This window comes from Streptomyces sp. NPDC036764 (assembly GCF_055609385.1).
The window spans coordinates 1541613-1554407 of record NZ_JBVJPT010000001.1 but is presented as its reverse complement, the minus strand read 5'-3'; the positions used below and the strand labels follow the sequence as shown (position 1 = coordinate 1554407).

Below are 12795 nucleotides of genomic sequence, written 5' to 3'. Positions count from 1 at the left end.
GCGGGCTCTCTCAAGTCGGGCGGGGCGTCAGTCCGAGGTGGTCTCGGCCGCGAGCCGCAGCAGGCTCTCGCCGTCGAGGGCGTCCAGGTCGTGTGCGTCGCCCCCGCCGGTGGGGGCTTCGGTGGTGGCGGGGTCGCCGTCGGCGAGTTGCAGGATCAGCTCCAGCAGACCGGCCTTGCGCAGTTGGGCGGGCGGGATGGCGGCGAGGGCGGCGCGGACGGCGGCGTCCGGGTCGTCGCCGGCGGCGGTGGCGGCCGGGGCGTCGGGGAAGAGTTCGGTGCGCAGGTGGGCGGCGACGGCGGCGGCGTTGGGGTGGTCGAAGACGAGGGAGGCGGGCAGGGCGAGGCCGGTGACGGCCTTGAGCCGGTTGCGCAGGTCGACGGCGCTGACGGAGTCGAAGCCGAGGTCGCGCAGGGCGCGTTCGGCGGGTACGGCGTCGGCGCCGGAGTGGCCCAGGGTGGCGGCGGCTTCGGTGCGGACGAGGTCGAGGAGCAGTCGGCCGCGTTCGACGTCTGGCAGATCGGCGAGCCGGTCGCGCAGGCCGGGGCCGCTCTCCGGTTCGGGGGCGTCGGCGGGCCGGGGTTCGGTGGCCTGTGCCAGTTCGGACAGCAGGGGGCTGGGCCGGGCGGCGGTGAAGGCGGGCAGGAACGCCGTCCAGTCGGTGGCCGTGACGGTCAGGCCGGTCACGTCCTCGTCGAGGGCGCGTTGCAGGGCGGTGAGCGCGGTGTCGGGGTCCATGGGGTGGACGCCGCGGCGGGCGAGTTCGGCGGCGAGTCCTGGTTCGGTGGCCATGCCGGTCTCGCCCCAGGCGCCCCAGGCGACGGAGGTGGCGGGCAGGCCGGCGGCGCGGCGGTGCCCGGCGAGGGCGTCGAGGTAGGCGTTGGCGGCGGCGTAGGCCGGCTGGCCTCCGCTGCCCCAGGAGGCGGCGCCGGAGGAGAACAGTACGAACGCGTCGAGGTCGCGGTCCGCGGTGAGTTCGTGGAGGTGGCGGGCGCCCAGGAGCTTGGCCCGCAGCAGCGCCTCCAAGGTGTCCGGGGTCAGGGCGGTGGTCTCGCTGTCTCCGTCGGAGACGCCGGCGGCGTGGATGATGGTGGTCAGCGGCTGGTCGGCGGGCAGGGCGTCCAGGTGGGCGGCGAGGGCGGCCCGGTCGGCGGTGTCGCAGGCGGCGACGGTGACACGGGCGCCGAGTTCGGTGAGCTGTTTGGTGAGGGTGTCGGTTCCGGGGGCGTCGGGTCCGCGCCGGCTCAGGAGCAGGACGTGGGACGCGCCCCGGGCCACGGCCCAGTGGGCGAGGCGGCTGCCGAGGGCGCCGGTGCCGCCGGTGACGAGGGCGGTGCCGCCGGTGCGCCAGGGCTTGGCCGCGGTGGACTCTCCGGCGGGCAGGAGACGGCGGGCGTGGGCACCGGAGGGGCGCAGGGCCACCTGGTCCTCGGTGGCGTCGGCGGTCAGCAGCGCGGCGAGAAGTGTGCCGGAGCGGGTGTCGACGGTGTCCGGCAGGTCGGCCAGGCCGCCCCACAGTGCGGGGTGTTCGAGGGCGGCGACCCGGCCGAGTCCCCACAGGGCGCCTTGGACCGGGTGGCGGGCGAGGTCGCCGGGCAGGGCGGCGACGGCTTCGCGGGTCAGACACCACAGGCGGGGGCCGGCAGGCCGGTCGGCGAGAGCCTGGAGCAGGGCGACGGTCGCGGCGAGCCCGGCGGGGACCGCCGGGTGGCGGACGTCGGCGGGGTCCTCGGCGAGCCCCAACAGGGAGACCACAAGCGTGAGTTCGGTAGGCAGTGCGGCGGCGATGGTGGTGCGGTCGGCGGTGGCGGGGTCGATGTCCACGCGGGTGGTGCCGGGTCCGAGGGCGGCTACGACGGCGGCCACCCAGGGGTCGGCGCTGTGGGTGTCCGGGACGACGACGAGGCGATCGACAGGAGTCGCCGCGATGCTCGTGGCCGTCGGCTGCCAGACCTCCCGGTAGCTCCAGGACGCGGCGAGCGCCCGGCGCCGGGACCGCTGCCGCCAGCCGGCCAGGGCGGGCAGGGCGGCGGCGAGTTCGGGCTCACCGGCTCCGGTCTCGGCGGCGAGGCGGGCTGTGTCGGCGTCGTCGACGAGGTCCCAGAAGGCACTGTCCTCGCCGGCGCCGGCCTGCGTGGGGGCGGTGTCGGGGGTGGGCCAGTAGCGGCGCCGCTGGAAGGGGTAGGTGGGCAGTTCGACCGGCTCGGAGCGGGCGGCGGAGGGGAAGCAGGGCCGCCAGTCGACGGGCAGGCCCGCCGTCCAGCCCGCCGCCGCCGACAGCAGGAAGGCGCGGGCGTCGCCGGCCTGTCGGCGCACGGATCCGAGGACGACGGCGTCCTCGGCGCCCGCCGCCTCGCAGGTCTCTCCGATCGCGCCGGCCAGGACGGGGTGCGGGCTGCTTTCGACGAAGACCCGGTGTCCGGCCGCGACCAGCGCACGGGTGGCCGCCTCCATGCGCACGGTCTGCCGCAGGTTGCGGTACCAGTAGCCGGCGTCGAGGGCGGTGGTGTCGAGGCGGCCGCCGGTCACCGTCGAGTAGAACGGGACGCGCGCGGGGCGCGGGTGCAACTCACCCAGGGCCGCGATGAGTTGGGCTTTGACGGCCTCGGTCTGGGGGCCGTGCCCGGCGATGTCGGACTTGACGTCCTTGGTGCGCAGGTTCCTGCGTGCGCACTCCTCGCGCAGTTCGTCGAGGGCCGCGTTCTCTCCGGAGACGACGACCGTGGAGGGCCCGTTGAGGACGGCAACGCCGACCCGTCCGGGCCATGCCTCCAGAAGCGGTTCGACCTGGTCGACGGGCGCGAACACCGTCATCAGGCCGCCCAGCCCGCCGAGTTCGAGCATGGTCCGGCCGCGCAGCGCCACGAGCCGCGCCGCCTCCTCCAGGGTGAACGCACCCGCCGCATGGGCGGCGGCGATCTCCCCCTGCGAGTGGCCGACGACGGCCCCGGGTTCGACGCCGAGGGAACGCCAGAGGGCGGCGAGCGCGACCATGGTGGAGAACAGGACGGGCTGCACGACATCGGCCCGGTGCAGTACGTCGGGGTCGTCGCCGTCGCCGCGCAGCAGATCGACGGGCGAGAAGTCGACGTAGGGGGCGAGGGCGTCGGCGCAGTCGTCGACCGTGGCCCGGAACACCCGCGAGGTGTCGTACAGTTCGCGGCCCATCCCCCACCACTGGGAGCCCTGGCCGGGGAAGACGAACACCGGTCCGCTGGCGCTCTCGGCGGTCGTGCCGCGTACGACGGCGGGGTCGGCGGTGCCGGTGGCGAGGGCGTCCAGCGAGTCGAGGAGCCGGACTCGGTCGTGACCGACGACGACGGCACGGTGCTGGTGGGCGGCGCGGGTGGTGGCGAGCGACCAGCCGGCCGCCGCGGGCTCGGTCCCGGGCCGGGAGCGCAGGAACTGGGCGATGCGGGCGGCCTGTTCGGCCAGCGCGGGAGCGGTCCGGGCGGACAGGAGCAGGGGCACGTCGGGGGTGTCGGCCGGCGGGGTCATGTCCGCGGTGGGCTCTTCGGCGGGCTGCGGGGGCGCCTGCTCCAGTACGAGATGGGCGTTGGTGCCGCTGATGCCGAACGCGGACACGGCCGCGCGGCGGGGGCGTCCGGTGTCGGGCCATTCCTGGGCGGACCGCAGCAGGCGTACGGCGCCCGTGGTCCAGTCGACACGGGTGGACGGCGTGTCGGCGTGCAGGGTGCGCGGCGCGGTGCCGTGTTCGAGGGCCAGCACCGTCTTGATGACGCCGACCGCGCCGGCCGCCGCCTGTGTGTGCCCGATGTTGGACTTCACCGACCCCAGCAGCAGGGGCCGTTCGCGGTTCTGGCCGTAGGCGGCGAGGAGGGCCTCGGCCTCGATGGGGTCGCCGAGCCGGGTGCCGGTGCCGTGGGCCTCGACGGCGTCCACGTCTGCCGGGCCGAGCCGGGCGTCGGCCAGGGCCTCGCGGATGACGCGCTGCTGGGCGGGCCCGTTGGGCGCGGTGAGCCCGTTGGAGGCGCCGTCCTGGTTCACGGCCGACCCGCGGATCACGGCCCGTACCCGATGGCCCCGGCGCCGTGCCTCGCTGAGGCGTTCGACGACGAGGAGGGCGACGGCCTCGGAGTAGCCGGTGCCGTCGGCGTCGTCGGAGAACGCCTTGGAGCGGCCGTCGCGGGCGATGGCGCCGAGACGTTGGATGCGGGCGAAGCTCGCCGAGTCGGTCATCACGGTGACGCCGCCGGCGAGGGCGAGCGCGCACTCACCGGCGCGGACAGCGCGCACCGCCTGGTGCAGGGCGACCAGCGAGGAGGAGCAGGCGGTGTCGACGGTGACCGCGGGCCCGGTCAGGCCGAGGGAGTAGGAGACGCGGCCGGACAGGGCACTGGCGGCGAGGCCGGTGGCGGCATGGCTCTCGGTGCGCTCGGCGGAGCCGCTGACGACATGGGCGTAGTCCTGACCGTTGCTGCCGACGAAGACGCCGGTGCGGGTGCCGCGCAGGGTCTGCGGGTCGATGCCGGCCCGCTCCACGGCCTCCCAGGCGGTCTCCAGCAGGAGCCTCTGCTGCGGGTCCATGGTGACCGCCTCGCGCGGGGAGATCCCGAAGAAGGCCGCGTCGAAGTCGTGGGCGTCGTAGAGGAATCCGCCTTCGAGGCGCCCGCCGTCCGCGAACTCCGTCAGGTCCCAGCCGCGGTCGCCGGGGAAGGGCCCGATGGCGTCGCGTTCCTCGGTCAGCAGATCCCACAGGAGCTGCGGGGAGTCGGCGCCGCCGGGCAGCCGGCAGGCCATGCCGACGATCACGACCGGGTCGTCGGCGTCGCCGCCGGGTCCGGGTGGATCGACGGGTGCAGTCTCACGGGTGTCGCCGGTGCCGGTGAGGGCGGCCAGCAGGTGTCCGGCGAGTTCGCGCGGTGTGGGGTGGTCGAAGACGACTCCGGCGGCGAGTGGCAGCCCGGTCGCGGCGACGAGCCGGTTGCGCAGTTCCACGGCGGTGAGCGAGTCGAACCCGGAGCCACGGAACGCCCGGTCGGGCGGCACGTCGGCGGCCCGGCGGTGACCGAGGGCCGCGGCGGCCTCGGCACGCACCGCGTCCAGGACGAGCGTGGGGTGCTCGGCGGGCGGCGCCGTACGCAGCCGGTCGGCCAGGGCGGTGCCGGCCGCGTCCGATGTGCGGTCCGGGGCCGGTGCGGCGGGGTGGCCGTCGAGGACCGGGCTGCTGCGCGGGCCTGCTCGCAGTGCGGCGGCCAGCGGGGCGAGGTCGGCGACCAGGAGGGCGGGGTGGGGGTCGGCGGTGGCCTCCAGCAAGGCGGTCAGGGCCAGTTCGGGGTCGAGGCCGCCCAGTCCGGACCGCCGGCCCTGCGCGTCGTCGAGTCCGGCGGCCATGCCGGCGCCGCGCCAGGCCGCCCAGGCGATCGACACGGCGGGCAGCCCCTCGGCGCGGCGGCGGGCGGCGAGGGTGTCGAGGACGGTGTTGGCCGCCGCGTAGTTGGCCTGGCCGGGGTTGCCGAGGGTGCCGGACACGGAGGAGAACAGCACGAACGCCGACAGGTCGTGGTGCCGGGTCAGTTCGTCGAGGTGCAGCGCGGCGGTGGCCTTGGCGCGGAACACGTCGGCGAACCGGTCCGGGGTGAGCCGCTCCAGCACGCCGTCGTCGAGGACTCCCGCCGCGTGCACGACGGCCGACAGCGGCCGGTCGGCCGGGATCGCGGCGAGCAGAGCGGCGATCGCGTCCCGGTCGGCGACGTCGCACGCGGCGATGTCCACCCCGCATCCCGCCTCGGCGAGTTCCTGTCTCAGGTCGTCCGCGCCCGGCGCGTCCGGGCCGCGGCGCGAGACCAGCAGCAGATGCTCGGCGCCCTCCTCGGCGAGCCGACGTGCGACCTGCGCGCCGAGACCGCCGGTGCCGCCCGTGACGAGGGTGGTGCCGGCGCGACGCCACCCGCTGGACGTCGCGCCGGGCACTTCGGGCTCCCGCCGGGGCGCCGGCACGAGCCGTCGCACGAGGGCTCCGCCGGCGCGTACGGCCACTTCCTCCTCGCCCTGCGGGGCCGTGAGGGCGGCCAGCGCGAGAGCGACGGTGTGGGCGGTGGGGTCGTCGGCGGGCAGATCCAGCAGGCCGCCCCAGCGGTCGGGTATCTCCCGGGCGGCGACCCGGCCGAAGCCCCAGAGAGCGGATCCGGCAAGGCCCCGGGCCCGGTCGACGTCGGCGGCGGCCACGGCGTCCCGGGTCGCACACCACACGGGTGCCCGCAGCCCGGCGTCGCCGGTCGCCTGTACGGCCGTGAGCGCGGCGAGCAGCCCGGCCGGCACGGAAGCGTTGCCCATCGTGTCCGAGTCGTCGAGCGCGCTCAGGCACAGCACGCCCGCCGGCTCGCTGTCGCCCGCTGCGTCCCGCAGCATTGCGGCGAGCGTGGCTCGGTCGGTGTCGGCGGGGCAGCGAACCGGTGCGGCGGCCGTGCCGAGGGCGGCGGCCAGCGTGTCGGCCCAGGGATCGTCGTGCTCGGGCAGGAGAAGCAGCCAGGTGCCGGTCGTCCGACCGGGCGACGGGATGGTGTACGGCTGCCAGTGCTCCCGGTGGCGCAGGGCGTCCAGGGCGGCCCGGCTGCGGTGCCGGGACCGCCAGGAGAGCAGGGCGGGCACGACGGAGCGGACGGCGTCCTCGGTGACCCCGAGGCGGCCCGCGAGCGCGGCCGGTTCGGTGCGGCCGAGCGCCGACCACAGGTCCGTGCCGTCCGCCTCCCGGGTGGCGTGGCGGAAGGGGAAGCGGCTGCGGCGGAACGGGTAGGTGGGCAGCGCGACCCGCCCGGCCCCGGTCCCGGCGAACAGCGCCGTGAAGTCGACCGGGACGCCGTGGACGTAGAGCCTGGCCAGGGCCGTGACGGCGGAGTGCTCCTCGTCGGGGCCGCCGTGCAGCAGGGGTGTGACGACGGCGCCGGGCGGCAGGGTCTCCTGGGCGAGGGCCGCGAGGACACCGCCGGGGCCCACCTCCAGCCAGGCGCCGACGCCGTGCCCGGCCAGGGTGCGCACGCCGTCGGCGAAGCGGACCGTCTCGCGCAGATGGCGTACCCAGTAGTCGGGGGAGGTCAGTTCGCCGGGCTCGGCGAGCCGTCCGGTGACGTTGGAGACGACGGGCAGGGCGGGTTCGGCGAACGACAGCTCCGCGACGGCCGCACGGAACGGGTCGAGGGCGGGCTCCATCAGCGGTGAGTGGAAGGCGTGCGACACCCGCAGGCGAGCGGTGCGGTGCCCGGCCTCCGCCAAGCGGGTCGCGACGGACTCCACGGCCTCGTCCGGGCCGGAAAGGACAACGGAACGCGGCCCGTTGACCGCGCCGAGGACGACGCCGTCGCTCAGCAGCGGACGGACCTCGTCCTCGCCGGCGGCCACGGCGACCATCGCACCGCCGGCCGGCAGGTCCTGCATGAGGCGGGCCCGCGCGGACACCAGGCGGCAGGCGTCGGCCAGGGACAGCACACCGGCGACGTGGGCGGCGGCGATCTCGCCGACGGAGTGGCCCATGAGGTACTCGGGCCGCACACCCCAGGAGACCACCAGCCGGTACAGGGCGACCTCGACGGCGAACAGGGCGGGCTGCGCGAACTCCGTGCGGTGCAGCGTCCCTTCGTCCTCGCCCCACATCGCGGACCGCACACGGGGGTCGAGCTCGGCGAGGGTCTCGTCCAGGGCGGCGGCGAACACCGGGAAACGGGCGGCGAGTTCGCGCCCCATGCCCAGGCGCTGGCTGCCCTGCCCGGAGAACAGCACTGCGACGGACGGCTCGTCGTCGCCTGCCACGGCCTCGGCGAGCGGCGGGGTGTCCGAAGCTGAGCCGAGCAGCACGGCCCGGTGCTCGAAGGAGGAACGTCCCGCGGCCAGCGAGTGGCCGACGTCGAGCGGGTCGTACCCGGCGGCCCGCTCACGCACTCGGCTCATGTGGTCGGCGAGCGCCTCGGCGCTGCGGGCGGACAGCGGCCAGGGCACCGCGCGTGCGGGCGACGGGGCCTGCTCGGCCGCCGGTTGCGGCTCGGGCGCCGCCTCCAGGACGACGTGGGCGTTGGTGCCGCTGATGCCGAACGCGGACACGGCGGCGCGCCGGGGACGGCCGGTGCGCGGCCAGTCGGTGCCGTCCCGCAGCAGTTCGACGCGGCCGGCGGTCCACTCGACGGCGCCGGTCGGGTCGTCCGCGTGCAGGGTGCGCGGCAGCCTGCCGTGCCGCATCGCCAGCACCGTCTTGATGACTCCGGCGACACCCGCGGCGGCCTGGGTGTGCCCGATGTTGGACTTCAACGAGCCGAGCAGCAGGGGCCGTTCGCGGTCCTGGCCGTAGGTGGCGAGCAGCGCGGACGCCTCGACGGGGTCGCCGAGCCGGGTACCGGTGCCGTGTGCCTCGACGGCGTCGACGTCGGCGGGGTCGAGGCCGGCGGTGGCGAGGGCCTGCCGGATGACCTGCTGCTGGGCGCGGCCGCTGGGGGCGGTCAGGCCGTTGGAGGCGCCGTCGGAGTTGACGGCGCTGCCCCGTACGAGCGCCAGGACGGGATGCCCGTGGCGGCGGGCGTCGGACAGGCGCTCGACGACGAGGACGGCGACACCCTCGGACCAGCCGGTGCCGTCGGCGTCCGCGGAGAACGGCTTGCAGCGGCCGTCGGGAGCGAGTCCGCCCTGCCGGCTGAACTCGGTGAACACTGCCGGGTCGGACATCACCGTGACGCCGCCGACGACGGCCAGTGCGGTCTCTCCGGCCCGCAGCGCCTGGACGGCCGTGTGCAGGGCGACCAGCGAGGAGGAGCAGGCGGTGTCGACGGTCAGGGCGGGGCCTTCGAGGCCGAGGACGTAGGCGAGCCGGCCGGACAGGACGCTGGAGGCGGTGCCGGTCATGACGTGTCCGGCACCGTCGCCGGGGCCGTCGCCCGGGCCGGGGCGGCCGGAGTCCCACTGGTAGGTGCCCGCGTACACGCCGGTGCGGCTGCCACGCAGGGACTGCGGGTCGATGCCGGCGTTCTCCAGGGCCTCCCAGGCGACTTCGAGGAACAGCCGCTGCTGCGGGTCCATCGCGGCCGCCTCGCGGGGCGCGATGCCGAAGAACTCCGCGTCGAAGGCGTCGGCACCCCCGAGGAACCCGCCGCCGCGGGCGGTGCTCTCGGCGAGCAGCGCGGTCAGGTCCCAGCCCCGGTCGGCGGGGAAGGCGGTGACGGCGTCCCCGCCGGAGTCGACGAGCCGCCACAGGTCCTCGGGCGAGGTGACGTCTCCGGGCAGGCGGCAGCCCATGCCGACGACGGCGACGGGGTCGTCGCCCAGTGCTCCGGGGGCGCGGTCGGTCTCGAGTTCCTCGATGCGCCGGTGGGCGCGGCGCAGCTCCGCCGTGACCCGTCGGAGGTAGTCGACGACTGTGTCCTGCTGCTCTTCCTGCACGGGATGTCCCATCGCGTCGGCGGGGGCGTACGTGACCCGCGGGTGGGGGCCCGCCGGGTCGTGTGGGTCGCTGGCTTCGGGAGGTGGGGTGCCGCCCTGAAGCGCCGGTCAGCGGACCGGGAACTCCTTGTCGATCGGGAACTCCTGGTCGATGAGGTCCAGTAGCCGGTCGACGGGAGCGGCGGCGATGTCGGTGGCGTCCGCCGTGGCACGGCCGCCGTTGACGCGGCCTCCCCGTGCGCGATGGCCGAGGTCGGTCAGCAGGGCTTCGAGGCGGTGTACGGCGCGGCGGCGCTCGGGGTGGTCCCCGGGCAGGCCGCGCAGGGCCTGTTCGAAGCCGGCGGGCCAGTCGGGCAGGGGGCGCGGCTGGTCGTCGAGGTGCTCGGCGAGCCGGGCGGCGAGCGCGGCCGGGGTCGGCTGGTCGTAGAACAGGGTGGCCGGCAGGTCGAGGCCGGTGACCTTGCCGAGGCGCACCCGCAGCTCGGTCTCGGCATAGGAGTCGAGCCCCAGGGAGCGCAGGGCGACGCGGGGTTCGACGCGGCCGGGATCGGCGTGTCCGAGGGCGGCGGCGGCCTCGGTGCGCACCAGCGTGAGCAGCGCGCGGACCCGGCGCGGGCCGGTGAGGGCCCGTAGCGCGTCGGGGTCGGCGGCGGGCAGGTCGTCGGCACGGGCGAGGTCGGGCGCGGGCAGGGCGGTCGGGTCCGCCGGGGTGGGCCAGTGCCGTTCGCGCTGGAAGGGGTATGTCGGCAGTTCGGTGCGGCGGGCGCCGGTGCCGGTGAACAGGGCGGGCCAGTGCACGTCGCTGCCGGTGACGTGGAGCCGGGCGAGCGCGGTGAGCAGGGCCGTCTCGGGGTCGGTGCCGGCGCGCTGCGCGGCGACGGTCACCACGCCGCTCCAGGCGAGCAGTTCGACGGTGCTCGCGGTGAGGGCGGCATCCGTGCCCACTTCGAGGAAGGTGTGCACCCCCGCGTCACGCAGGGCGGTGACGGCGTCGGCGAACCGTACGGTGTCGCTCACCTGGCCGCTCCAGTGGGCGGGCGAGGCGAGGTCGGTGCCGGTGACGCGGGTGCCGGTCAGGGTGGACACGACCGGGATGCGCGGGGTGCGTGGTTCGAGGCCGGCCAGATCCCTGCGGAACGCGTCGAGTGCGTCGGCCACGAGCGGGGAGTTCAGTCCGTGCGGGGCCGGGAGTGCGGTGGTGGCGCGCCCCTGCGCCGCGAAGGTGTCGGCGATACGGGCGACTTCCCGCGCCGCGCCGGACAGCACGAGCCGGTCGGGGCCGTCGACGGCCGCGATGGCGACGCCCGCCGTGAGCAGCGGTACCACCTCGGCCTCGGTGGCGCGTACGGCGATGGTGGCGGCGGGCGCGAGCCGCTCGGCCAGCCGGACCCGGGCGGCGACGACCCGGCAGGCGTCGGCGAGGGACAGCGCGCCTGCGGCATGGGCGGCGGCCATCTCGCCGAGCCCGTGTCCCGCGACGTGGGTGGGGGTCCGGCCGAGGGATTCCAGGAGCCGGTACAGGGCGATCTCGTGGGCGAACAGGAGGGGTTCGACGGTGCCGGTCGTGTCCGTGCCGGGCGTGTCGCCGCCCACGAGGTCGGGCAGCGGTTCGGGCAGCAGACCGTCGAACGCCTCGCGTACGGCGGCAAAGGCTCGCGCGAACACCGGGAACCGCTCGGCGAGGGCACGGGTCTGTGCGGCGTGCGGGCCGCCGCGTCCGGCGAACAGCACGGCGGACAGGCCGGGTTCGGCGATGCAGCGGGCCACGGTGGGCGTGCCGTCGGCGGAGGCCAGCAGGACGGTGCGGTGCGGCAGCGTGGTGGCCCGTCCGGCGGCCAGCGAGTGGGCGATGTCGGCGCGGGCCCGGTCATCGGCGGGGTCCAGCCTGCGCAGTCGGGCGACCGCAGCGTCCAGGGCGTTCGCCGACCGCGCGGAGACCACCCAGGGCACGACGTGCGGGCTGCTGTCGGGTCCCTCGGCCGCGACGGGTGCGGGCGGTGCCTGTTCGAGGACGACATGGGCGTTGCTGCCGCCGATGCCGAAGGAGGAGACGCCGGCGCGGCGCGGCCTTCCGGTGGCGGGCCAGTCGGTGGACTCGGTCAGCAGCCGCGCCGACCCTGCGGTCCAGTCGACGGCCGGGGTCGGCTCGGACAGGTGCGGGGTGGCGGGCAGGGTCCCGTGCCGCAGGGCGAGCACGGTCTTGATGAGGCCGGTGATTCCCGCGGCGGCCTGGGCGTGGCCGAGGTTGGCCTTCACGGAGCCGATGAGCAGCGGGTGTTCGCGCTCACGCCCGTACGTGGCGAGGAGGGCCTCGGCCTCGACGGGGTCGCCGACGCGGGTTCCGGTGCCGTGTGCCTCCACGGCGTCGACGTCTCCGGGGCCGAGCCCCGCGTCGTGCAGGGCCAGGGCGATCAGCTCGCGCTGGGCGACGCCGCTCGGCGCGGTCAGCCGGTCGGTGGCGCCGTCGGCGTTGACGGCGGTGCCGCGGACGAGGGCGAGCACGGGGTGGCCGTTCAGGCGGGCGTCGGAGAGGCGCTCCAGGACGAGGACGCCGACGCCCTCGGCCCAGGCGGTGCCGTCGGCGTCGGCGGAGAACGGCTTGCAGCGGCCGTCGGGGGCGAGGCCGCCCTGCCGGGCGTAGCCGACGAGGCTGCGCGGCGTGGACAGCACGTTGGCCCCGCCGGCCAGGGCGAGGGTGCACTCCCCGGCGCGCAGGGCGCGGACCGCGCAGTGCAGGGCGGTCAGTGAGGAGGACGACGCGGTGTCGAGGGTCAGTGCGGGGCCGCGCAGCCCGAGGACGTGGGCGAGGCGGCCGGAGGCGACGCCGGGCGCGGTGCCGGTGACGGCGCCTGCGGCGGCGTCACCGGCGGCGCGCGCCGTGGCCAGGGCGTAGTCCTCGCCGCTGACGCCGACGTAGACGCCGGTGCGGGTGCCGTGCAGCGACAGCGGGTCGATGCCGGCCCGCTCCACGGCCTCCCAGGCGGTCTCGAGGAGCAGCCGCTGCTGGGGGTCGGTGGCGACGGCCTCGCGGGGTGAGAGCCCGAAGAAGTCGGCGTCGAAATCGGCGACGGATTCGAGGAATCCGCCGCGCCGGGGCACGGCGGCCCGGTCCGGCCCGTCCAGGTCGTCCGGGTCCCAGCCCCGGTCGGCGGGCAGCGGGCCGATGGCGTCGCCGCCGGCGAGGAGCAGTTCCCACAGCTCCTCTGGGCCGGTGATCCCGCCGGGCAGTCGGCAGGCCATGGCGACGACCGCGACCGGCTCGGCGGCGACCGGGTCGTGCAGGTCGAAGAATTCCAGTCCGGACAGGATGGTCATGCCGCACCGCCTCCGATGGTTCAAGCACTCAACGAGACTGTTGTGGAAGGTAGGTCGGGGCGGTCTCGGTTTTCCTTAGACCTCATCCCGGCGGGCAGG

General features: G+C 76.3%; 1 protein-coding gene and 1 pseudogene. Both read right to left on the bottom strand.

All coding sequences use genetic code 11. The features are described from left to right. Window positions 1–27: 27 nt before the first annotated feature. A complete protein-coding gene (locus tag ACZ69Q_RS06435; protein WP_471037278.1) occupies window positions 28–9381 on the bottom strand; it encodes a type I polyketide synthase in 9354 nt (3117 codons plus the stop codon). A 108-nt stretch (window positions 9382–9489) separates the two neighbouring features. Beyond that, window positions 9490–12645, bottom strand: a pseudogene (locus ACZ69Q_RS06430) (type I polyketide synthase); the annotation flags it as partial. Window positions 12646–12795 lie beyond the last annotated feature (150 nt).